Source organism: Streptomyces sp. NBC_00353 (genome assembly GCF_036108815.1).
Lineage (GTDB): Bacteria > Actinomycetota > Actinomycetes > Streptomycetales > Streptomycetaceae > Streptomyces.
The window spans coordinates 2,517,462-2,539,618 of the sequence record NZ_CP107985.1 but is presented as its reverse complement, the minus strand read 5'-3'; the positions used below and the strand labels follow the sequence as shown (position 1 = coordinate 2,539,618).

At 71.9% G+C, this 22,157-nt stretch carries 20 protein-coding genes; 15 read left to right on the top strand and 5 right to left on the bottom strand.

The features are described from left to right. The first annotated feature begins 35 nt into the window (after nucleotides 1–35). Entirely contained in the window at nucleotides 36–1,115 is a 1,080-nt protein-coding gene (locus tag OHA88_RS11695; RefSeq protein WP_328625446.1) for an MBL fold metallo-hydrolase, read from the top strand. Here the strand turns inward: OHA88_RS11695 and OHA88_RS11690 are convergent. The 3 genes from OHA88_RS11690 to OHA88_RS11680 all read right to left on the bottom strand — a co-directional run bounded on the left by OHA88_RS11690 (nucleotide 1,105) and on the right by OHA88_RS11680 (nucleotide 4,071). Next, the gene (locus tag OHA88_RS11690; RefSeq protein ID WP_328625445.1) at nucleotides 1,105–1,725 is read right to left on the bottom strand and encodes a DedA family protein; all 621 of its coding nucleotides are present in this window, start codon (nucleotides 1,723–1,725) and stop codon (nucleotides 1,105–1,107) included. The genes OHA88_RS11695 and OHA88_RS11690 overlap by 11 nt on opposite strands. Further along, nucleotides 1,722–2,504 (bottom strand): MBL fold metallo-hydrolase, encoded by a 783-nt coding sequence (locus OHA88_RS11685; protein ID WP_328625444.1) that lies wholly within the window; start codon nucleotides 2,502–2,504, stop codon nucleotides 1,722–1,724. Before OHA88_RS11685 ends, OHA88_RS11690 begins: the two co-directional genes overlap by 4 nt. 115 nt (nucleotides 2,505–2,619) lie before the next feature. After that, on the bottom strand, nucleotides 2,620–4,071 hold the full coding sequence (locus tag OHA88_RS11680; protein WP_328625443.1) for a PucR family transcriptional regulator: 1,452 nt from the start codon (nucleotides 4,069–4,071) through the stop codon (nucleotides 2,620–2,622). Between the two features lie 104 nt (nucleotides 4,072–4,175). Here OHA88_RS11680 and OHA88_RS11675 point away from each other — a divergent pair, with 104 nt between their 5' ends. From OHA88_RS11675 to OHA88_RS11630, 10 genes are all read left to right on the top strand, one after another. Further along, nucleotides 4,176–5,714 carry a purine-cytosine permease family protein gene (locus OHA88_RS11675; protein ID WP_328625442.1) on the top strand — a complete coding sequence of 513 codons (1,539 nt, stop codon included), beginning with the start codon at nucleotides 4,176–4,178 and terminating at the stop codon, nucleotides 5,712–5,714. 32 nt (nucleotides 5,715–5,746) lie between these two features. Further along, on the top strand, nucleotides 5,747–6,157 hold the full coding sequence (locus tag OHA88_RS11670; protein ID WP_328625441.1) for a YybH family protein: 411 nt from the start codon (nucleotides 5,747–5,749) through the stop codon (nucleotides 6,155–6,157). A gap of 77 nt (nucleotides 6,158–6,234) precedes the next feature. After that, nucleotides 6,235–7,674, top strand: coding sequence for a gamma-aminobutyraldehyde dehydrogenase (locus OHA88_RS11665; RefSeq protein WP_328625440.1), 1,440 nt, complete (start codon nucleotides 6,235–6,237; stop codon nucleotides 7,672–7,674). A 158-nt stretch (nucleotides 7,675–7,832) separates the two neighbouring features. Continuing rightward, nucleotides 7,833–8,255: a hypothetical protein gene (locus OHA88_RS11660; protein ID WP_328625439.1), complete on the top strand. Its 423-nt coding sequence runs from the start codon at nucleotides 7,833–7,835 to the stop codon at nucleotides 8,253–8,255. Nucleotides 8,256–8,351: 96 nt separating this feature from the next. After that, nucleotides 8,352–10,478: a phage holin family protein gene (locus OHA88_RS11655; RefSeq protein WP_328625438.1), complete on the top strand. Its 2,127-nt coding sequence runs from the start codon at nucleotides 8,352–8,354 to the stop codon at nucleotides 10,476–10,478. Between the two features lie 26 nt (nucleotides 10,479–10,504). Beyond that, the gene (gene ligA / locus OHA88_RS11650) at nucleotides 10,505–12,619 is read left to right on the top strand and encodes an NAD-dependent DNA ligase LigA (RefSeq protein WP_328625437.1); all 2,115 of its coding nucleotides are present in this window, start codon (nucleotides 10,505–10,507) and stop codon (nucleotides 12,617–12,619) included. Between the two features lie 184 nt (nucleotides 12,620–12,803). Then, a complete protein-coding gene (locus OHA88_RS11645) occupies nucleotides 12,804–13,628 on the top strand; it encodes a rod shape-determining protein (RefSeq protein ID WP_425899444.1) in 825 nt (274 codons plus the stop codon). Nucleotides 13,629–13,633: 5 nt separating this feature from the next. Continuing rightward, nucleotides 13,634–14,218, top strand: coding sequence for a hypothetical protein (locus OHA88_RS11640; protein WP_328625436.1), 585 nt, complete (start codon nucleotides 13,634–13,636; stop codon nucleotides 14,216–14,218). Between the two features lie 51 nt (nucleotides 14,219–14,269). Then, the gene (gene secD, locus OHA88_RS11635; protein ID WP_328625435.1) at nucleotides 14,270–16,573 is read left to right on the top strand and encodes a protein translocase subunit SecD; all 2,304 of its coding nucleotides are present in this window, start codon (nucleotides 14,270–14,272) and stop codon (nucleotides 16,571–16,573) included. Between the two features lie 130 nt (nucleotides 16,574–16,703). Beyond that, nucleotides 16,704–17,447 (top strand): YoaK family protein, encoded by a 744-nt coding sequence (locus OHA88_RS11630; protein ID WP_328625434.1) that lies wholly within the window; start codon nucleotides 16,704–16,706, stop codon nucleotides 17,445–17,447. Nucleotides 17,448–17,487: 40 nt separating this feature from the next. Here the strand turns inward: OHA88_RS11630 and OHA88_RS11625 are convergent, their stop codons facing one another. Then, nucleotides 17,488–18,297, bottom strand: a complete 810-nt coding sequence (locus OHA88_RS11625) for a helix-turn-helix domain-containing protein (RefSeq protein ID WP_328625433.1) — start codon at nucleotides 18,295–18,297, stop codon at nucleotides 17,488–17,490. A 62-nt stretch (nucleotides 18,298–18,359) separates the two neighbouring features. Here OHA88_RS11625 and OHA88_RS11620 point away from each other — a divergent pair, with 62 nt between their 5' ends. Beyond that, nucleotides 18,360–18,665, top strand: coding sequence for a 4a-hydroxytetrahydrobiopterin dehydratase (locus OHA88_RS11620; protein ID WP_266999941.1), 306 nt, complete (start codon nucleotides 18,360–18,362; stop codon nucleotides 18,663–18,665). Between the two features lie 242 nt (nucleotides 18,666–18,907). On the opposite strand, the gene OHA88_RS11610 is transcribed toward OHA88_RS11620, so the two are convergent. Further along, nucleotides 18,908–19,300, bottom strand: coding sequence for a DUF5997 family protein (locus OHA88_RS11610; protein ID WP_328625432.1), 393 nt, complete (start codon nucleotides 19,298–19,300; stop codon nucleotides 18,908–18,910). Nucleotides 19,301–19,358: 58 nt separating this feature from the next. Between OHA88_RS11610 and OHA88_RS11605 the strand changes: the two genes are divergently transcribed. The 3 genes from OHA88_RS11605 (at nucleotide 19,359) to OHA88_RS11595 (ending at nucleotide 21,991) form a co-directional block, all read left to right on the top strand. Further along, complete coding sequence (locus OHA88_RS11605) at nucleotides 19,359–20,123, top strand: LysR family substrate-binding domain-containing protein (protein WP_328625431.1); 765 nt, start codon at nucleotides 19,359–19,361, stop codon at nucleotides 20,121–20,123. 63 nt (nucleotides 20,124–20,186) lie between these two features. Then, a complete protein-coding gene (locus tag OHA88_RS11600) occupies nucleotides 20,187–20,930 on the top strand; it encodes a class I SAM-dependent methyltransferase (protein WP_328625430.1) in 744 nt (247 codons plus the stop codon). A 131-nt stretch (nucleotides 20,931–21,061) separates the two neighbouring features. Then, nucleotides 21,062–21,991, top strand: a complete 930-nt coding sequence (locus OHA88_RS11595) for a class I SAM-dependent methyltransferase (protein WP_328625429.1) — start codon at nucleotides 21,062–21,064, stop codon at nucleotides 21,989–21,991. Nucleotides 21,992–22,157 lie beyond the last annotated feature (166 nt).

The following is a 22,157-nucleotide window of genomic DNA, read 5'->3' as shown; positions in this document are numbered from 1 at the left end:
CACTCGACGACGCACTCCGAGACGGGAGTCCCTCGATGACGGAACAGACCGAGCGTGCCCTCGACGGGCCCGCGCGCCCGGCTCCTCTCGGCCGGATCGTGTCGCCACGCCCCCTCGGCGAGGTGAGGGTCTGGCCCGACACGTTCGCCGACCGGCTCACCGCCCCGCTGCCGAGTGTCAGGAACATGACCAGGTTGGCCTATGAGCGCACCGTGCGGCCCGACGCGGAGGGACTGCGGGGCGTCCACCGGCTCCCGTACGCCCCCGAACCGCTGCCCGACACCGATGCGGGTACGACCACCGTGACGTGGGTCGGACATGCCAGCTGGATCGTCCGGTCCGGCGGGCTGACCATTCTCACCGACCCCGTCTGGTCCCGCCGCATCCTCGGCACACCCGCCAGGATCACGCCCGTCGGCGTCCGCTGGGAGGATCTGCCGACCGTCGACGCGGTGGTCATCAGTCACAACCACTACGACCATCTCGACGCCCCCACCCTGCGCAGACTGCCGCAGGACACCCCGTTCTTCGTCCCCGCGGGACTCGGCCGGTGGTTCCGTCGCCGCCGCTTCTCCTGCGTCACCGAGCTCGACTGGTGGGAGTCGGCGGTGCTGAACGGTGTCCGCTTCGATTTCGTGCCCTCCCACCACTGGTCGAAGCGGACCCTCACCGACACCTGCCGCTCCCTGTGGGGCGGATGGATCATCAACGGCATCGGCGGTGGCGGCGGACAGCGCGTCTACTTTGCCGGGGACAGCGGCTACGGGCACTGGTTCACGGAGATCGGCCGCCGCCACCCCGGGATCGATCTGGCCCTGCTGCCGATCGGGGCGTACGAACCGCGCTGGTGGCTCGGCGACGTACACACCGATCCGGAGGAGGCCGTGCAGGCGTACGAGGATCTCGGCGCCCGCGCGATGGCGCCGATGCACTGGGCGACGTTCCTGCTCTCCGCGGAGCCCGTACTCGAACCGCTCACCAGGCTCCGTGCCGCCTGGCAGCGGGCCGGCCATCCGCGCGAACACCTCTGGGACCTGCCGATCGGTGGCTCGCGGGTGCTGCACGGCGCCCGCACCCGGCGCTCACCGCAGCCGCCCCGGGGCATCAGCGGCTGAACCGGGCCCGCGCCCTGCGCCACACCGCGGGCGCCCCGCTGATCAGCAGGGTCAGGCCGACCGCCGCGACCACGCCTTGCCACGGCTCGGGGAACAGCGAACCGCCCAGAATGCCGATCAGCTGATACGTCGCCGCCCACGCCAGACAGGCCGGCACATCCCCCCGGGCGAACCGGCGCATCGGCATCCGGCCCAGCAGGCACGCCAGCATCACCGGAATCCGCCCGGCCGGCACCAGCCGCGACAGCACGAGCACCACCGAACCGTGCTCGTCCAGCTTCTGCTGCGCCTGGGCCAGGCGCTCCGGCGCCGCCCGGTCGCTGATCGCCTGCAGCCACTTCGAACCGTTCCTGGACCGCACCCCGCGCTGCCCCAGCCAGTACAGACAGATGTCCCCGAGGAACGCCGCCGAGGACGCCACCCCGAACACCACCAGCAGCGCGAACGGGTCCGTCTGGTGGAACGCCACCACGGCCGCCGAACTCACCAGCGCCCCGGTCGGCACCACCGGCACCAGAGCACCCAGCGCCACCAAGAGAAACAGGGACGGATAGCCGACGGCCTGCTGTGTCGATTCAGGGGGCAGCTGCCCCACGACCTCCTGGATCACCTGGCGGCCTCCGGCCGCACATGCTCCCCGTGGGCAAGCCGGTGCACCGTGACGTCCGGTGCCAGCAGAGCCGCCTGACGGACGAACTCGTCGCCCGGTGAGTGGAACTCGTGTGGCCGGACCCCGTCCATCCCGATCGGCCAGTACGTGCCGTAGTGCACGGGCACGGCCGATCTCGGTGCCAGCCGGGCCAGGGCCTGGGCGGCGCGGCCCGCGTCCAGATGGCTGTGGCCCAGATACGGGCCCCAGCCGCCGACCGGCAGCAGCGCCACGTCCACCGGGCCGACCGCCTCCGCCATCTCGTCGAACAGCCCGGTGTCCCCGGCGAAGTACGTGCGCGCCTCACCCTCGACGACGTAGCCCAGCGCGGGCGAACGGTGCGGGCCCACCGGCAGCCGCCGCCCGTCGTGCTGCGCGGGGACGGCCCGTACCCGCACGTCGCCGACCCGCACCTCGTCACCGGCCGCCACCTCGGTGATCCGCAGCCCGCGCACCCGGCGCAGCATCCGCAGCCCCGGTACGGAACGGACGGCGCCGAGCGGCACGATCAGCCGGCTGCCGGGCGCGAGGCGGGCCAGTGACGGCAGATGCAGATGGTCGGAGTGGAGATGGGAGATGAGGACGACATCGGCGACGGTGGCCTCGGGGCCCGGGAGCGCACCGCGGCGGCGGCGCAGGTGGGCGAGGCGGCGCACGAAGAGGGGGTCGGTCAGGACACGGACTCCGGAGTCCTCGATGGTGCAGGTGGCATGACCCCACCAGGTGACTTCCACCGGCACCGTTGCCTCCTCGCCCGTGGTTCCCGCTGTCCGGTCCTGGCCATGAGCGTAATGCCGGAGCCGGGCAGGCGGCCGGGTGCGTCCGGCCGCGGCTGTGCCCGGCGACAGGGAGATCTCAGTCCGTGAGCCCCAGCGCCCCCGCCGCCTGGATCGCCAGCCACACCTCCGCCAGCGCTCCCGTCGACGCCAGATCGCGGTCGGTCAGCGCACCGAACCGCCGCAGCCGGTACGTGAGGGTGTTCGGGTGGATGTGGAGGGCGGCCGCCGCCGCATCCGTGCGGCGGTCGCGCTCCATCCAGGTGCGGGCGGAGACCAGCAGCTGCGAGTCGTGCGCCTCGTCGTACCGCAGGACCGCGCCGAGGACATGCTCGACCAGCGCGGTCAGCACCGCCGGGTCGTCGGGCAGCCAGCGGCCCATCGAGTCGTCCCCGTAACGGATCACCGGGCGGCCCGACTCGACGGCCTTCGAGACCGCCCAGAGCGCCTCGCGCTGCGCCACCCGCAGCGCGGCACCCGGCAGGAACGGGCGGCTCATCCCCGCCGCCACGTCCGGCAGTTCACCGATCCGGTCGGCCAGCTGCGGCGCACCCAGCACATAGCGGTCCTCGCCCCGGGTGAGCAGGAGATGCGGATGCTCCTGAAGACACCGCAGCAGCGCCTCGTCCGTGGTCCGGCGGACCACGATCAGCACGGTGTCGCCCTCGATCGCATGCCGGGCGAGCCTGCGCCGGGCCGCTTCCGGGTCGAGGACCTCCTGCAGCAGCTCGGCGAGGGTCTCCGCGCCCTCCCGGCGCAGCGTCTCGCGTTCGTTGCGCACCATCGCCACCCGCAGGGCCGCCACCGTGGCGATGTGCTGGACGACGGCGAGCCCGGCCGGCTGGGCGCCCTCCCGTTCGTAGGCGACGAGGAACCCGGCCGGGCCGCCGGGCGCCGGAACGGGCAGCACGAACCCGCCGGGCACGGTCGGCGGAGCATCGACGGAGGCGGGCAGGACGCCCGGATCGGGCACGGGCACGCCGGGCAGAAGAGGGCGCCCCTGCGGCGTACAGAGGTAGACGTCGTAACCCGAGAGGCGTTCGAGGCGGCGCAGCAGTGTCGGCGTGTCGAGGTCCTCGGCGACCAGCCAGCGCAGCGAACCGAAAACCTGCAGCTGGGCGCCGAGCCGGTGCCGGGCATCCTCCTGGACCGATGCGGCGACCTCCTGGGACACCGCGATGAACGGGACGGCGAGCGGCACCTCGAGGACCGGGAAGCCCCGCTCCTCGGCGGCCCGGAAGAAGGCGTCGTGCAGAGGAGGCATGTGCAGCTGCGCCGAGAGGGCCAGGGCGGACACCCCGGCGTCGTCGAGCCGCTCCAGATACGCGCGCTGCCCGGCGGCGTTGCGCGGGATCGCCAGGCCCGTCGTCATGATCACCTCGGCGCCGAGGAGCCAGGGCGTCGGATCGTCCAGCTCGCTCGCGTGCGCCCAGGAGACCGAGCGGCCCAGACCGCTGCTGCCCGCCTTCACGGTGAGCTGGAGAGCGGGGTAGGAGAGAAGATCCTCAACGGTGAGTTTGTCGCTGGCCACAGACAACAGGGTATCCCTTTGTGACTTTCACAATTGCCGCCCACGGTTCGGGGACCACAGACTGAGGGACCAGTCCCCGTGCATGAACAGTAGGTGGAGCGTCCGTGACTTCCTCGATCACCGAAGTCGAGACCAACGGGGTCGAGCGGATACCCGAAGCGGACCGCACCGCCCGCCCCCTCGACCTCTTCCGGCTGGCCTTCGGCGGCGCCAACACCTTCGCGACCTGTGTGCTCGGTGCGTTCCCGATCCTCTTCGGGCTCTCCTTCTGGCAGGGCCTGGCGGCAACCGTGCTGGGGCTGCTCGTCGGCGCCCTGCTGCTCGCCCCGATGGCACTCTTCGGCCCGACCAACGGCACCAACAACGCCGTCTCCTCCTCCGCCCACCTGGGCGTGCACGGCAGGATCGTCGGCTCGTTCCTCTCGCTGCTCACCGCGGTCGCGTTCTTCTCGATCTCCGTGTGGTCCTCCGGTGACGCACTCGTCGGCGGAGCCCACCGGCTCGCCGGTCTCCCCGAGTCCGATGTGAGCTACGGCGTCGCCTACGCGATCTTCGCCGGACTGGTGCTCGTCGTCTGTGTCTACGGCTTCCGGTTCATGCTGCTGGTCAACAAGATCGCGGTCGTCGCGGCCTCGGCGCTCTTCGTCCTCGGCGCCTTCGCCTTCGCGGGGGACTTCGACCCGGGGTACGCGGGAGCCTTCGCCTCGACCGCCGACCCGCTCTTCTGGCCGGCCTTCATCGGCTCCGCGCTGATCGTCCTGTCCAACCCGGTCTCGTTCGGCGCCTTCCTCGGTGACTGGTCCCGCTACATCCCGACCGCTACGCCGCGCCGCCGGGTCATGGGCGCCGCGTTCCTCGCCCAGATCGCCACCCTGCTGCCGTTCCTCTTCGGCCTGGCCACCGCGTCGATCATCGCCGCCAAGGCCGCGAAGTACGTCGACCCGGCCGCCCCCAACTACGTCGGCGGACTGCTCGCCATCTCGCCCGGGTGGTACTTCCTGCCGCTCTGCCTGATCGCCCTGATCGGCGGCCTCTCCACCGGCACGACCGCGCTGTACGGCACCGGGCTCGACGTCTCCAGCGTGTTCACGCGCTTCAGCCGGGTCCAGTCGACGTTCTTCATCGGGGCCCTGTCGATCGCCTTCATCTTCGTCGGCCGGTTCGCGCTCAACCTCGCGCAGTCCATCTCCACCTTCGCCACCCTGATCATCACGTGCACGGCCCCGTGGATGATCGTCATGGCTCTCGGCTACCTCACCCGGCGCGGCTGGTACGACGCGGACGCCCTGCAGGTCTTCAACCGCCGCCAGATCGGCGGACGCTACTGGTTCAACCACGGGTGGAACTGGCGCGGAATGTCCACCTGGGTCATCTCCGCCGTCGTGGCACTCCTCTTCACCAACCTGCCCGGCCAGTTCGTCGGCCCGCTCGGCAACCTGGCGAACGGCGCGGACATCTCCCTGCCGGTCGGCCTCGCCCTGGCAGCCGTGCTCTACCTCGCCCTGCTCACCCTGTTCCCGGAGCCGCGCGGGGTGTACGGCCCGGACGGACCCCGGCTCGTCCGGGCCTCGGACACCGAGGTCCCGCCGATCACCGGCGGTTCGGAGGAGCCCCTCGCCGCCGAACCCGCCGCCGCTCACTGAGCGCCCACCCCGCCCGTAACCAGGAGCCACCCATGAGCACGTCCGAGAGCACCCCCGTCCAGGAGATCCAGGCCGCCGCCGATGCGCTCGTCGCGGCCTTCGCCGAGGGGCGCCTCGACGACTACTTCGGTTCCTTCGCCCCGGACGCCACCTTCGTCTTCCACTCCACGCCGCAGCGGCTCGCCTCCACGGCCGAGTACCGCGCGCTGTGGCAGCAGTGGGTGGCCGAGGACGACTTCCGGATCCTGGGCTGCACCTCCACCGGACAGCTGATCCAGCACCTCGGCTCCACCGCCGTATTCAGCCACGACGTCGAGACCAGGATCGCCACCCGGGCCGGCGAGGAGACCGTCCAGGAGCGGGAGACGATCGTTTTCGCCCGCGCCGAGGACGGCAGCTGGCCCGCCGTCCACGAGCACCTGTCCGCCCGCACCACCGCCTGACGAGGCGTTCACGGGTGCGGCCGCCCGACCGGGGGCGTACCCGCGAACGCCGACCGACCACGAGAGAGACCGGTTCCATGAGCACCACGTTCCGCAATTACATCGACGGCGCCTTCGCCGACGCCTCGGACGGCCGCACGCTCGATGTCGTGGACCCCAGCACCGGCGATGTCTACGCCACCTCCCCGCTCTCCGGTGCCGCGGACGTCGACGCGGCGATGGCGGCCGCCGCCGCCGCGTTCCCCGTCTGGCGCGACACCACCCCCTCCGTACGACAGCTGGCCCTGCTGAAGATCGCCGACGCGATGGAGGAGCGGGCCGACGAGCTGGTGGCGGCGGAGAGCCGGGACACCGGCAAGCCGCTCCACCTCACCCGCAGCGAGGAACTGGCCCCGGCCATCGACCAGGTCCGCTTCTTCGCGGGTGCGGCGCGGATGCTCGAAGGCCGCTCGGCCGGTGAGTACATGGAGGGGATGACCTCGATCATCCGCCGCGAGCCGGTCGGTGTCTGCGCACAGGTCGCTCCGTGGAACTACCCGCTCCTGATGGCGGTCTGGAAGTTCGCACCCGCGCTCGCCGCAGGCAACGCCGTGGTCCTCAAGCCCTCGGACACCACCCCGGCCTCCACCGTGCTGATCGCCGAGATCATCGGCAGTGTGCTGGAGGCGCTGGAGCTGCCCCGCGGCATCTTCAACGTCATCTGCGGCGACCGTGAGACCGGCCGGCTGATGGTCGAGCACCCGACCCCGGCGATGGCCTCCATCACCGGTTCCGTCCGGGCCGGTATCCAGGTCGCGCAGAGCGCGGCCAAGGACGTCAAGCGGGTCCACCTGGAGCTCGGCGGCAAGGCCCCTGCCGTCGTCTTCGAGGACGCGGACCTGGAGAAGGCGGTCGAGGACCTGATCGTCGGCGGCTTCTTCAACGCCGGTCAGGACTGCACGGCCGCGACCCGCGTCCTCGTCCACGAGTCGGTCCACGACGAGTTCGTCACCGCGCTCGCCAAGGCCGCCGCCGACACGAAGACGGGGCAGCCGGACGACGAGGACGTGCTGTACGGCCCGCTCAACAACGCAGGTCAGCTCGCCCAGGTCAGCGGCTTCATCGACCGGCTCCCGGAGCACGCCAGGGTCGAGGCGGGCGGTCACCGGGTCGGCGACAAGGGCTACTTCTACGCCCCGACCGTCGTCTCCGGCCTGCGCCAGGACGACGAGATCATCCAGAACGAGGTCTTCGGCCCCGTCATGACCGTCCAGTCGTTCACCGACGAGGCCCAGGCGGTCGCGTACGCCAACGGCGTCGACTACGCCCTCGCCTCCTCCGTATGGACCAAGGACCACGCACGGGCGATGCGGATGTCCAAGAACCTCGACTTCGGCTGCGTGTGGATCAACACGCACATGGCGCTCGTCGCCGAGATGCCGCACGGCGGCTACAAGCAGTCGGGCTACGGCAAGGACCTCTCCGCGTACGGCTTCGAGGACTACACGCGCATCAAGCACGTCATGACGTCTCTCTGACACCTGCTGCTTCTCCCGCCGCCCCCGCTCCGGGTTCCGCCCCGGCGCGGGGGCGGCGGCGCGCTCCCGCCCGTACGCCTCCCGTCCTGACATGCGCCTTTTTGTACGAGTGCCGGAGAGGTAGGGTCGCCGGTACGCCTAGCACGGGGGGAACGCCCATGGGGGACGTACGGGACGTACGGGACGTACGGGTGGCGGCGATCGCCAGTCTCACACCGCTCGAGGAGCTCGACAGCGACCCGTTCCTCGTGGACACCCGCAGCCAGCAGGCCATGTGCGCCCGGTGGGCCGCGGACAAGGGCTATGTCGTCACGCGAGAGCTGCGCTTCTACGGCCTGCGCCCCGACCACCACGCACTGTGGGCGGATGTCGAGGGCGGTGACATCGAACTGTTCGTGGCCCCCAACGACCGGGTCCTCGCCCGGGCACTGACGTCGGTGCCGCAGTTCGCCGCGGAGTGCGAGCGGCGCGGCGTACGGCTGGAGTTCGCCGGTCTCGACGAGCCGTCGTACAGCAGTCGCACGAAGGCGAGCGTGCACCGCAGGCTCTCCATGCCGACCGCCGGTTACGACGGCTGCTGACCGCCGCCCGGAGCGCCGCGCCGTACGAGCCCCCTGTGAAAGGCTGGGACCGGGCCCTCAGCAGCAAGGCGGCCCGGACGTGTGAGGTGGGACGGCGTGAGTGACGGGCGATGGCGCACGGCCGGCAGCGCCCTCATGCGAGTGATCGTGGTGTGGGCCGTCTCGACCCTCACGATGCTGGCACTCGCCGCGATTCTGCCGGACTTCCAGCTCCAGTCGGACAACGGTGACAGCATCACCAGGATCGCGTTCACGGCGGCCTGGGGCGCGGGCGCGTTCGGTCTGCTCTCCGCGCTGGTCTGGCCGGCTCTGGTACGGGCGCTGCTCATCGTGCCCGCACTCGTTCTGGGGATGCTGGTCTTCTTCCTCAACGGCTCGCTGCTGCTGGTCGCCCTGCGGCTCACCCCGGACGGGCGCGGCGCCGCCAACCCCGAGACCGCGGTCGTCGTCGCCGCCGTGATGTCCGCCGTGGCCTCTGCGACATCCACCGCGCTCGCCGTCCGCGACGACAACGCCTACCGCCGCAGACTCTCGCGCCTCGCCGACCGTCGCCGCCGTCGCACCGGCACGGGCCGGGGAGCGGACAGCGGCCGCAGCGGACCGCCCGGAACGGTCTTCATCCAGCTCGACGGCGTCGGCCACGACGTCCTCGCGCAGGCCGCCGCCGACGGGCTGATGCCCACCGTCGCGCACTGGCTCGGCGACGGGTCGAGCCACCGGCTCACCCCGTGGCGCACCGACTGGTCCAGCCAGACCGGCGCCAGCCAGCTGGGCATTCTGCACGGCAGCAACTACGACATCCCCGCCTTCCGCTGGTACGAGAAGGAGACCGGCGACGTCATGGTCTCCAGCAGACCGGCGAGCGCCCTCGAACTGCAGCGGCGCGCCATCGTGCGCACCCATGACGGCGGGCTGCTGACCCTCGACGGAGCCAGCCGCGGCAATCTCTTCAGCGGCGGCGCCGACCAGCTCGCGCTCGTGCTGTCGATGGCCGCAAGGCGCGGCAAGGGACGCCGCTCACGGGCCGGTTACTTCGCCTACTTCTCCGACCCGGCCAACGCCGTGCGTACCGCGCTGTCGTTCGTCGCCGAGGTCGTCCGGGAGATCGTCCAGTCGACCAGGGCAAGGCTCCGGCAGGACACGCCCCGGATCAAGCGCGGCGGGCTCTACCCCTTCATCCGCGCCTTCGCCACCGTCGTCGAACGCGATGTGGTGGTCGCCGCGGTCATCGGCGACATGTTCGCCGGGCGCACCGCCGTCTACGCCGACCTGGTCGCGTACGACGAAGTCGCGCACCACTCCGGGCCGCACAGCCGGGACGCGGAGAAGGTCCTGGCACGGCTGGACCGTTCGCTCGCCCTGATCGTCAAGGTCGCCGAACACACCCCGCGCACCTACCGGATCGTGCTGCTCTCCGACCACGGACAGAGCCCGGGGGAGACCTTTGCGGGGGCGTACGGGCTGACGCTCAAGGACCTGGTGCGGGCGGGCTGCGGGCTGCCCGTGCCGCGCCGGGCGCAGCATACGAGGAGTGCCTCGGAGGCGCGTGACGCGGTCCGCATCGCCCTGCACCGTCCCGTCGACGAGAGCGCGACGGAGCACGCCGGGCCCCCGTCGGACCCGATCGTGCTGGCCTCCGGCAACCTCGGCCTGATCTCCTTCCCCGACATCGACGGACGCGCGGCCCGCGAACACCTCGACCGCCGCCACCCCGCGCTGCTCCGCACCCTCGCCAACCACCCGGGCATCGGCTTCCTGCTGGTCCGCAGCGAGCAGCACGGATCGGTCGTGCTGGGGCGCGGCGGCGCCGAGACACCGGTGTCGGAACTGAAGGACGGGGAAGGCCCGCTGGCCCCGTTCGGCCCGGGCGCGGCGGCCGCGGTGCGGCGCACCGACACCTTCCCGCACGTCGCCGATGTGATGGTCAACTCGATGTACGACCCGGACACGGGCTGTGTGCACGCCTTCGAGGAACAGATCGGCTCGCACGGCGGACTCGGCGGCCGGCAGTCGCGGCCGTTCCTGCTCTGGCCCCGTTCCATGTCGGATCCGGCGGCCTCCCACGCATCGGCGGAGTCGGACGGCGAACTGGTGGGGGCCGAGCAGGTGCACGAGGTGCTGCGGCGCTGGCTGCGGGAGTGCTCCGGGCCGCAGGTACCGCTGACGCCCGACGGCGCGGATGACGCCGGCGAGGGGGACGGGACCGTGCAGGCGGCCGGCTGAGGGCGTTGTCAGTGGTGGGCGGCAGGATGGGGGCCATGACGAACTCAGCTGTTGTGCTCGCCGATGCCGCCGCCTATGCCGTTGCGGTCGAAGAAGCCTCGGCGGCCGCCGCCGCGTACTACGCCACGGGCGAGAGCACGCTCGACGACGACGCGTACGACCGGCTGGTGCGCGGGATCGCCGCGTACGAGGAGGCGCATCCGCAGGACGTGCTGGCCGCCTCGCCGAGCGGCAAGGTCGCCGGCGGCGCCGCGGGCGGGGACGTGCCGCACACGGTGCCGATGCTCTCCTTGGACAATGTGTTCTCCGCCGAGCAGTTCGTCACCTGGACGGCGTCCCTGGAGCGCCGGATCGGCAGACCGGTGGCCGCCTGGTCCGTGGAGCCGAAGCTCGACGGACTCGCGGTCGCCGCCCGCTACCGGTCGGGCCGGCTGGAGCGCCTGATCACCCGGGGCGACGGCACCGCGGGAGAGGACGTGTCGCATGCGATCGGCACCGTCGTCGGGCTTCCGGAACAGCTCGGCGAGCCGGTGACGATCGAGATGCGCGGCGAGATCCTGATGACGAACGAGCAGTTCGAACAGGCCAACACGGTGCGCACCGAGCACGGCGGCGCCCCCTTCGCCAACCCGAGGAACGGCGCGGCGGGAACCCTCCGCGCCAAGGACCGCCCCTACACGGTCGAGATGACGTTCTTCGCGTACGGTGCCCTGCCGCTGCCGGAGTCCGGCGAGCTGACCGGCACCCTGTCCGAACTCCCGCACAGCGAGGTCCTGGAGTACGTCGCCGGGCTCGGCGTGCACACCGCGGCGGACACGGACGTGGCGCCGCGCACCGTCACCACCGTCGAGGAGGTGCAGGCCCGGGTCGAGGAAGTCGCCGCGCTGCGCGCCTCGTTGCCGTTCGGCATCGACGGCATCGTGATCAAGGCGGATCTCGCGGCCGACCAGCGCGAGGCCGGTTCGGGGACCAGGGCGCCGCGCTGGGCCATCGCGTACAAGCTCCCGGCCGTCGAGAAGGTCACCCGGCTCCTCGCTGTCGAGTGGAACGTCGGCAGGACCGGCATCATCGCGCCGCGCGCCGTGCTGGAGCCGGTCGAGATCGACGGATCGACCGTCAGCTACGCCACGCTGCACAACCCGGCAGACATCACCCGCCGCGATCTCCGCCTGGGCGACCGGGTGATGGTCTACAAGGCGGGCGACATCATCCCCCGCATCGAAGCACCCGTCGCCCATCTGCGGACCGGCGACGAGAAGCCGATCGTCTTCCCGGAGGCCTGCCCGCAGTGCGGCTCCGAGATCGACACCGGTGAGCAGCGCTGGCGCTGTGTCCGGGGCCGGGACTGCCGGCTGGTCGCCTCCATCTCGTACGCGGCGGGACGCGACCAGCTCGATATCGAAGGGCTCGGCGCGACCCGCGTCGTCCAGCTCGTCGATGCCGGCCTGGTCGCCGACTTCGCCGATCTCTTCACTCTCGAACGCGAGCAGCTGCTCGGCCTGGAGCGGATGGGCGAGACCAGCACCGACAATCTGCTGGCCGCCATCGAGACGGCGCGCAGCCGGCCGCTCTCCCGGGTCTTCTGCGCACTGGGGGTTCGGGGCACCGGGCGCTCCATGTCGCGGCGGATCGCCCGCCATTTCGCGGCCATGGACCGGATCCGGGCCGCCGATGCCGATGCGCTCCAGCTGGTGGACGGCATCGGCAAGGAGAAGGCCGCGGCCGTCGTCGCGGAGCTGGTGGAGCTCGCCCCGCTGATCGAGAAGCTGGTCGCCGCCCGGGTCAACATGGTCGAGCCCGGCGCGACGCCGCCGCCGGAGCCCGGCGAGGAGAACGCGGACGGGGCCGCTGTCCCCGCGGACGGCGAGGCGGCGGCCGAACGGCCGCTGGACGGGATGACGGTGGTGGTCACCGGAGCCATGACCGGGGCGCTGGAGAAGCTCTCGCGGAATCAGATGAACGAGCTGGTCGAGCGGGCCGGCGGGAAGTCGTCGTCCAGCGTCTCCAAGCGCACCACGCTGCTGGTCGCCGGGGAGAAGGCCGGGTCCAAGCGGACCAAGGCGGAGGATCTCGGTGTACGGATCGCCGCGCCGGACGAGTTCGCCGAGCTGATCGCCGAGTTCCTGCCGTCGGAGGTGTGAGGGGCGGAACACTCGGGCGCCCGTCCGCGCGGATGGACGGACAGGCGCGCCGAGCCCTTGGATTTTACCTAAGAGTGGCTTTCTTTGCCTTCTTATTGCATAGTGAGGGCTCGGTCGTGCCTCGCTATCAGCGGGTCGACGTGTGTGTGAACGGCTGCTGCGGCAAGCCGGGGGATGAGGGACGGTGCATTCTCCGCACGACGGACGGCGACACGGCCGGACCATCCGCAACGGATACCGCGGTGTCACCCGCGGACTCGCCCTCGACCTCGGCAGCTCCTGCACCCGCGCCTGGATCCCCGGACTCGGCATCGTCACCGACGCCGAGTCCACCGGCGATCCCGAGGGCGGGTCCGGTCACGGCCGTCCGGTCCGACGCGGGCGCATCGTCGACCCCGAGTCCTGCGGCCGGATGCTCAGCCGCATCGCCGACACGGCTCTGGGCGCCGACCGGAGCGAGACCCTGATCGTCCTCAGCCACCCGGTCCTTGCCGGGCCCGAACACCGGGCCGAGGTGCGGGAGCTGCTCGCCGCACTCGGGCCGACGCGCATCATCGTGCTGGACAGCGCCAGAGCCGCCGCCGCATACGCCGGACCGCAGGACGGCGGCCCGCTGCTCGTCGTCGACATCGGGGCCGAGCTGACCGAAGTCACCCTCCTGGTCGACGGAATGGTCCGTGACGCCCGCCAGGCCGAGACCGGGCTCAGTGACCTCGGACCCGCCGAGCCGCCCACCGCCGTCGTCCGCACCGCACTGGACATGATCATGGAGATGTGGCGGCAGGACCGGCACGGCGCGGTCCTCGGCGCCCTGCGCAAGGGGCCGTTGCTCGCCGGAGGCGGTGCGCTGCGCCCCGACATCACCAACCGGATCGCGGTCCGCCTCGGGGTTCCGGTGCGGCTCGCCGACGACCCGGCCACCACGGTGGTCCGCGGCGCGGGGCTGATCCTCGGCTCCGCGCTCCGGCACGCCGGTGCAGCGCCGGCCCTGCCCGGCCCGGTGAGGTGACCACCTTGCCGGGGCCGCCCCCGGGGTACACACCCCCGGGACGGCGACCGAACAGCCCGGCCCGCCGTACGGCGCGCCGAGGGCGCACGACGGCGGCCCGTCAGGCCCTGGTCGTGCTCGTCCTCGTCGTGCTCACCGTCGTCGGCGGTGCGTCCGCAGCCGTCGCGGCCGCCGGAGGCGTAACCCCGCCACGCTCCCTGACCGGTCCTGCGTCCGCCGCCGCGCACCCGCCCACCGCCCCGACGCCCGCCCAGCGCACCGACCGGACCGCCCGCCCCGGCCCCCCGCACGACACCCGGCGGACCCGCACGGCCACGGCGACCGGCCACGACCGCACAGACCTCCCGGCCGTTCCCCGCCCCTGGGTCGCCACCGACCACATCCGCATTCAGCACCAGCTCCCGCCGCCCGGCCCCGGCGGCGCCCTGCTGCCGGGGCCGGGCGGCATCCAGGTACCGCTTCCCGCTCTGCAACAGGCCCCGGACGCCCCCTCCTTCGCAGCCGACCGCTTCCGCGTGGCGCTCCCCGGCGTACGCGGCCCTCCGAGGACGGACCGTTCCCTCGGCCACCGTTCTGCTCGACAGATCTGACGGCGCGTCCTCGCCGAGGTGAGGGCGGCCGGCGTCCCTCGGAGGATTTCCATGACTCGCGCCACCACGGTGCGAGCGGTCCTGGCTGCGGCCGTGCTGCTCGTCTCCGTGCTCATCACGCTGACCATGTCACCCAGACTCGGCCTCGATCTTCAGGGCGGCACCAGGATGGTGCTCCAGGCCACGGACTCCGCCACCACGAAGGCGGACCGGGAGAGCACCGACCGGACCCTTGAGGTGCTGCGCCTGCGCATCGACTCGCTCGGCGTCGCCGAACCGACCCTGACCCGGTCCGGTGAGGACCGGATCATCGTCGAACTGCCCGATGTCCAGGACCCTCGCAAGGCCGCCGAAGTCATCGGCAGGACCGCCCAGCTCAGCTTCCACGCCGTCCAGGGCCCGGGCACGGAACAGGAGAAGGGCGAGGCCGCCGGGCCGACGCTGCCCGACGAGGAGGGCCGCCCTCTCGCCCTCGGCCCGGCCCGGCTCACCGGCGCGGGCGTCAAGGACGCCGGGGCCTCCTTCGACGCCCAGCAGGGCGCCGGCTGGACCGTCGCCCTCGACTTCCACAAGAGTGCGGGCCGGGACTGGACCCGGCTGACCGGCGAAGCCGCCTGCCATCCCGCTCAGGACGAACGGCGGCGGGTCGCGATCGTCCTCGACGACCAGGTCATCTCCTCCCCCCAGGTCGCCCCGTCCGTCGGCTGCAACGTGGGCCTCCCGTCCGGCTCCACGCAGATCACCGGCTCCTTCGGCGCAGACGAGGCCCGCGATCTCGCGCTGCTCATCAAGGGCGGCGCGCTGCCCCTCCCCGTCGAGATCGTCGAACAGCGGACCGTCGGCCCGACGCTGGGCGCCGCCGCCATCGATGCCAGCGCCCGGGCCGCCCTCATCGGCGCCGCCGCCACCGCCCTCTTCATCACGTTCGTCTACCGGCTCTTCGGCGCACTCGCCGCGGTGGCCCTGGCCGCGTACGGAGTCGTCTCGTACGCCGCGCTGGTCGCTCTCGGCGTCACCCTCACCCTCCCCGGACTCGCCGGATTCGTCCTCGCCATCGGGATGGCGGTCGACGCCAACGTGCTGGTTTTCGAACGCGCCAGAGAGGAGTACGCGGAACGGTCCGGCCGCTCCCTGCGCTCCGCGATGACCGCCGGGTTCCGTAACGCCTGGAGCGCGGTCGCCGACTCCAACGTGACCACACTGATCGCGGCCGGTCTGCTCTTCTTCCTCGGCTCGGGACCGGTCAAGGGCTTCGGGGTCACGCTCGCCATCGGTGTTCTCGCGTCGATGTTCTCGGCGCTCGTCATCGCTCGCGCCCTCACCGAGATCGCGTCCCGCTCGCGGTTCGTCAGCGACTACCGGGGCGTCAACGGCATCGCACGCCCCGGACGCGTACGGACCTGGCTGGCCCGCCGCGATCCGCAGTTGTTCCGGTCCCCTCGTCGCTGGCTGCTGATCTCCACGGCCCTGATCACCGTCGCGGTTCTCGGCATCGTCGTACGGGGTGTCAACCTGGGCGTGGAGTTCACCGGCGGCCGGCTCGTCGAGTACTCCACCAGCCGGCCCGTCGACGTGGAGACCGCCCGCACCGTCCTGGCCGGAGCGGGGTTCGGCGACGCCGAGGTCACCACGGCGGGCGCCGGCGACCTCTCCGTACGCACGGGAGACCTCGACAACCACCAGGAGCACGCCCTGCGCGCCGCCCTTGCCGAGGAGGGCGGTCACACCACCAAGGTCCGCGACGAACTCATCGGCCCCAGCCTCGGCGACGAACTGCGGCGCAACGCGCTGATCGCGCTCGCCGTCGCCGTCCTCGTACAACTCGCTTATCTGGCGGTCCGGTTCCGCTGGACGTTCGCCCTGGCATCGGTCGCCGCGCTCGTCCACGACGTCATCCTGCTGGTCGGCGCGTTCGCCTGGCTCGGCCGCACCGTCGACGGCATCTTCCTGGCCGCACTTCTCACCGTCATCGGCTACTCCGTCAACGACTCGGTGGTCGTCTTCGACCGGGTCCGCGAACTGTGGGCGAAGGCACGCCGCGAATCCGTGACGACCATCGCCAACCGTGCCGTCCTGCAGACCGTGCCCAGAACCGTCAACACCGGCATGGGCGCCCTCTTCATCCTGGCCGCCCTCGCCGTGCTGGGCGGCGACTCCCTCGCGGACTTCGCGCTCGCCCTGCTCATCGGCATCTGCGTCGGCACGTACTCCTCCGTCCTGACCGCCGTACCGGTCGCGCTCACCCTGGAGAGGAGCAGCAAGGCTCCGCCGCCCGCACGCAAGCGCGCGGGCGGACGCACGTCCGGCGCGGGAGCGAAACGCCGGGACCCGCTCGACAACGGGGCGCGCGTATAAGCGCTTCGCTCCCGTAGCGTGTGCCGCCCCCACCCACCGGTGCGGGGGCGGCACACGCTGCGGCGGTCCTGCGTTCCGCATCCCGATCACGGCACAATCCTGATTCCGTCCCGGTGATTGGAGCGTGCTCATGCCCGTCCTGCTGCGTGAGGCCTGGGCCACCCTCGTACCGGACATGACCGACCGGCACGGGCCGCTGCCGCCCCTGATGCTCGCCCTGACCGTCGTCACCGGCCTGGTCGACGCCGTCAGCTATCTGCAGCTGGGCAGGGTCTTCGTCGCCAACATGACCGGCAACGTGGTCTTCTCCGGCTTCGCGTTCGCCGGGGCCCCCGGTTTCTCGGTCGCCGCCTCGCTCGTCGCTCTCGCCGCCTTCGTCACCGGGGCGCTGCTCGGCGGCCTGCTCGTGCACCGCACCCACGCCCACCGGGGCAGAATGCTCCAGTACGCGCTCCTCGCCGAGACCGTGTGCGTCGCGGCCGCCGTGATCGTCACGCTGGTGTCCGGCACTCCGTTCGTGGGAGGGGTCCGCTTCACCCTCATCGTGCTGCTCGCCCTCGGCCTCGGCGTGCAGAACGCCGTCTCCCGCGCTCTCGCGGTCCCCGACCTCACCACCACGGTGCTGACCCTCACCATCACCGGCATCGCCGCCGACAGCCATCTCACCGGAGGAGCCGGCAACAAGGCCGGACGGCGGGTGGTCTCGGCCTGCGCCATGCTGCTCGGCGCCGTCGTCGGAGCCCTCGCCGTCCTGAACGGACACCCGACGCTGCCCCTGCTGCTCGCCGCGGTCATCCTGGCGGCGGCGAGCGCGGCGGCGACCGTCCTGGCGCGTACCGACGCCCCGTGGACCCGCCCCCTCCCCAAGAAATGACACCTCGCGCCCGGCGGGGGCCGCACGTGACGCCCGGCCGTCAGGAGGCGAGCGACCGCAGATACGAGGCGGTCTCCTGATCGGCGGGCAGGAACGTCTCGATCGCCAACTCGGCCACCGTGACATCCATCGGCGTATTGAACGTCGCGATGGAGGAGACGAACGACAGCACCCGCCCGTGGTGCTCGATCACCAGCGGCAGCGCGAACGACAGCGCCGAAGGCGGCCCCGCCGGCTCGTCCTGACCGCCGGCGCCGTCCGGCACCGGATAGGCGGCGACCTCCTCGTACAGTTCACGCAGCTCCGCCGAACGGGCCAGCGCGATCTGACGCTCCATCTGCGCCAGCAGATCCGCCCGCCACGCCCGCAGATTACGGATGCGCGGGGCGAGACCCTGCGGATGAAGGGTGAGCCGCATGGCGTTCAGCGGCGGGGCGAGCAGATGCTCCGCCACCCCTTCCAGCAGCATCGCGATGCCTCGATTGGCCGCCACCACGGTGTACGTGCCGTCGACGACGAGCGCCGGATACGGGTCGTACCCCTGCAACAGCTGCTCCATGCCGTCGCGCAGCGCGCCCATCGCCGGGTCGTCGAGCGCGGTCTCCGCGTAGCGGGGCGCGTAACCGGCCACCACCAGCAAGGCGTTGCGTTCCCTGACCGGGATGTCGAGATGATCGGCCAGCCGCAGGATCATCTCCTCGCTGGGGCGCGAACGGCCCGTCTCGATGAAGGAGATGTGACGGGCCGAGGAGTCGGCGCGCAGGGCCAGTTCCAGCTGGCTGATCCGCCGCTGCTGACGCCAGCTGCGCAGCAGTGGCCCTACCCCCGTGTCAAGCGCGACAGTTGTCATACGGAGACCGTAACGTCACCGCCACCGCCCATCAGCAACCGACCTCGTGAGGGAGCCGCCCCGTGCCCACCGAACCGCTGTCGCAGAAAGAGATCGAGGACCGGCTGAGCGAGCTGCCCGGATGGGCGCTGGAGGGTGACCGGATCACCCGTACCTACCGGCTCGCCTCGCACTTCGCCGCCGCCGCACTGGCCGTCCATGTCGCCCAGATCCAGGACGAGCTGAACCATCACTCCGATCTGACGCTCGGATACAACACTGTTGCCCTGGCCGTGCACACGCACGATGCGGGCGGTGCGGTCACCGAGAAGGACCTGACGCTGGCGGCGCGGGTGGAGGCGGTCGCTACGGGACACGGCGCGCACTGACGAAGCGCGAGTGACGCACGTAACGCCAGTGATGGAACGGGGGGCGCCACGCAGGGCGCGATGGCGCGGTGGCAGAACCAGGGTGCAGCGCTCGTCAGGGCGCCGCGCCGAACCGGGGGTGCGCGGCGAGCCAACGCGCATCGGTGTCGCTGCGCTCCATCGCGTCCGCGTACGCCGCCCGGGTGTGCCCGCTCACCGCGGCGACGGCCGCGTCCGCAGCCGTCGAGCGCGGGGGAGGGAGGTCAGCGAGTCCGGTCGTCCTGCTCCGCGTTCTTCTCCTTGATGCGGACCGCTTCCTTCCGGACCTCGGCCTGGATGGCGCGTTCCTTCTGCAGCCACTCGGGAAGGTCCTTCTTCAACGCCTCGATCTGTTCCGTGGTGAGGGCGTCCGTGATGCCGCCACGCGCGAGACCCGAGATGGAGATGCCGAGCTTCGCCGCGACCACCGGACGGGGGTGGGGGCCGTTGCGCCGCAGTTCCTGCAGCCACTCGGGCGGATCGGCCTGCAGCGCGTTGAGCTCGCTGCGCGAGACGACACCCTCCTGGAACTCGGCGGGGGTGGCCTCGAGGTACACACCCAGTTTCTTCGCCGCGGTTGCGGGCTTCATGGTCTGGGTGGTCTGGTGCGACGTCATGGTGTCAAGAGTAGCGAGCGTGTGCGAGACCTCCGACCACGACCGGTAACCTGGCGGGGTGACAGGCTCCGAGATCCCCCCTTCTTTCCGGCTCGCGTATGTACCAGGCGTGACGCCGACCAAGTGGGTGCGTATCTGGAACGAGCGGCTGCCCGAGATCCCACTGACCCTCGTCGCGGTGACCGCCGCGGAGGCATCCGACGTGCTGCGGGACGGCGGCGCCGACGCGGGATTCGTGCGGCTGCCGATCGACCGGACGGACCTCAGCGCGATCCCCCTGTACACCGAGACGACGGTGGTCGTGATCCCGAAGGACCACATCGCGGCAGCGGTCGACGAGGTGTCCGCCGAGGATCTGGCCGACGAGATCGTGCTGCATCCCCTCGACGACACCCTCGACTGGGAGCGTCCGCCGGGACGGCCCGCGATCGAGCGCCCCGCCACGACGGCGGACGCCATCGAACTGGTGGCGGCAGGAGTGGGACTGCTGATCGTCCCGCAGTCGCTGGCCCGCCTGCACCACCGCAAGGACCTCACGTACCGGCCGGTCACCGGCGTTCCCGAGTCGCGCATCGCACTGTCGTGGCCGGAGGACGCAACCACCGACATGGTGGAGGACTTCATCGGGATCGTCCGGGGGCGGACCGTGAACAGCACCCGTGGCCGCACCGCCACCCCGCCCCAGCCGAAGCAGCGCAAGCGCCCCGACGCGGGCGACGCACGGCGGAAGCCCGCGGCCGGCAAGTCGGCCGGCAAGAGCCCACGGGGTGGTTCCGGCGGTCCGAAGGGCGGCAAGCGCGGCAAGCCGCGCCGTCGGTCGTAGCGCGTATCCGGAGTTTTCCGGCAGCGCCCACCGAGGTCCGGCCGGTGTCCTACAGTCGGCGGCATGCTCGACTACGACACCGAGGCGGCTGTCTACGACGCGACCCGCGGTGGCGTGCCCAGGGCCGAGTCCGCAGCCCGCGCCGTGCTGGGCCTGGTCCCGGAGTCCGCGCGCACGCTGCTGGACATCGGCTGCGGTACGGGGCTGGTCACCCAGCGGATCGCGGCGGCCCGGCCCGGACTGAAGGTGTTGGGCACCGATGCGTCGTACGGAATGGCGCGGCTCGCCCGGCAGCGGATCGGCGCGGTGGCGCTCGCCGACGCGCGGTGTCTGCCCTTGGGCGCGGCGACGGTCGACGCGGTCGGTGCGATCTGGCTGCTGCATCTGCTGCGGGGAGCGGGGGAGGTCCGGGCGGTGGTGTCCGAGGCGGCCCGGGTACTGCGGCCCGGCGGGGTGTTCGTCACCACGGTCGACAAGGACGCGGCGCACGACGTGGGCAGCGACATCGACGAGGCGTTCGCCCCCTATCTGAGGCCGAAGCCGTCGGACAGCGAGGAACTGGTCGTCCCGTACGGGGCGGAAGCCGGGCTCGACGTGGTGGGGGAGGCCCGCTTCCTCGGCCATGGACAGGGGCGGACACCGCAGGCGGCGGCGCGAAGTGTACGCAGGGGCGATTTCGTCTCGCGTCTGGAGCTGTCGGGGGCGGCGGCCGAACGGCTCGCGGCGGCGCTGCTGGCCCTGCCCGACCCGGACCGGCCGCGCCGCGACCCGGAGTACCGGTTGCTGGTGTTCCGCCGCCGGGACTGACGGCGGGAGACCGTGCTCCACGGATGGTCCGCACACGGCGCCCAAGCGTATGAGTGACGCGAGGAACGACGGTTTGCCGGACCGGCAACAAAGCTTTGCCGGACACCTGACACGGGGCGAGTCTTGTCCGCATGACGAAGCATGCCGATCACGGCCCCCACCACGACACCGCCCACGGTCGGCACGACCGTGCCGCGCACAGCCCTCACCACGACACCACCGACATCGACTGGGACGTCATGAGCCCGCTCCTGGAGCGGAACGCCGAGCTCAGCAGCCCGCAGTACCAGGAGGCCACCCGCTGGATCGCCGGCCTTCCCACCGCCCCGCGGGTACGCCGGGTCCTCGACATCGGCAGCGGCCCCGGCGTGATCGCGTGTCTGCTCGCCGAGGCGTTCCCGGAAGCGGAAGTCGTCGCCGTGGACGGCACCCCGGCGCTGCTGGAGCGCACCCGGGCCCGCGCCGAACGGCTCGGCCTCGGTGACCGCGTCCGTACGCTGCACGCGGAGCTCCCGGACGAACTGGCGAAGCTGGGGGACGCGGACCTGATCTGGGCGGGCAACGCGCTGCACCACATGGGTGACCAGCGCGCCGTCCTCGCCGGTTTCGCGGGGCTGCTGCGCCCGGGTGGCACCGTCGCCCTCGTCGAGGGCGGGCTGCCGCCCCGTCAGCTGCCGCGTGACATCGGGTTCGGCCGGCCGGGCCTGGAGGCGAGGCTCGACGCGGTGACCGCGGACTGGTTCGAGGAGATGCGGGCGTCCCTTCCGGACGCCAAGCGGGAGATCGAGGACTGGAGGGCCCTGTTCACCGCGGTGGGGCTGGCCCCGCAGGGCACCCGCAGCTTCCTGCTCGACCTGCCCGCACCACTCTCCGACCAGGCCCGCGACCATGTCATCGCCGAATTCGCCTGGCGGCGCGACATGTTCGGCGACGCGCTCACCGCCGACGACCTCGCCGCACTCGACCGGCTGCTCGACCCCGACGACCCGGCCGGGCTGCGCCACCGCCCGGACGTCTTCCTGCTCACGGCACGCACGGTCCACCTGGCCCGGCGCGCCTAGGGCGGCTGTCCCGTAGTCCCTGGCGGGCGCACGTCGACAGCCACGGCACCTCTCCCCTGTAGCCTCAACGGCACGGGGATACCCCCTCCGTTGTCGGAACGCCCGAATACGACCGGTATGAGGACGCCGCTCCGCCTTGCGATGCGCCGCATCCGATACCGTGCGC

Excerpts from the sequence above, each read along its gene's own strand:
- OHA88_RS11695 (WP_328625446.1), top strand. The coding sequence starts at position 36 with ATGACGGAACAGACCGAGCGTGCCCTCGACGGGCCCGCGCGCCCGGCT.
- OHA88_RS11670 (WP_328625441.1), top strand. The coding sequence starts at position 5,747 with ATGAGCACGTCCGAGAGCACCCCCGTCCAGGAGATCCAGGCCGCCGCC.
- OHA88_RS11665 (WP_328625440.1), top strand. The coding sequence starts at position 6,235 with ATGAGCACCACGTTCCGCAATTACATCGACGGCGCCTTCGCCGACGCC.
- OHA88_RS11660 (WP_328625439.1), top strand. The coding sequence starts at position 7,833 with ATGGGGGACGTACGGGACGTACGGGACGTACGGGTGGCGGCGATCGCC.
- ligA (WP_328625437.1), top strand. The coding sequence starts at position 10,505 with ATGGGGGCCATGACGAACTCAGCTGTTGTGCTCGCCGATGCCGCCGCC.
- secD (WP_328625435.1), top strand. The coding sequence starts at position 14,270 with ATGACTCGCGCCACCACGGTGCGAGCGGTCCTGGCTGCGGCCGTGCTG.
- OHA88_RS11630 (WP_328625434.1), top strand. The coding sequence starts at position 16,704 with ATGCCCGTCCTGCTGCGTGAGGCCTGGGCCACCCTCGTACCGGACATG.
- OHA88_RS11625 (WP_328625433.1), bottom strand. The coding sequence starts at position 18,297 with ATGACAACTGTCGCGCTTGACACGGGGGTAGGGCCACTGCTGCGCAGC.
- OHA88_RS11610 (WP_328625432.1), bottom strand. The coding sequence starts at position 19,300 with ATGACGTCGCACCAGACCACCCAGACCATGAAGCCCGCAACCGCGGCG.
- OHA88_RS11600 (WP_328625430.1), top strand. The coding sequence starts at position 20,187 with ATGCTCGACTACGACACCGAGGCGGCTGTCTACGACGCGACCCGCGGT.
- OHA88_RS11595 (WP_328625429.1), top strand. The coding sequence starts at position 21,062 with ATGACGAAGCATGCCGATCACGGCCCCCACCACGACACCGCCCACGGT.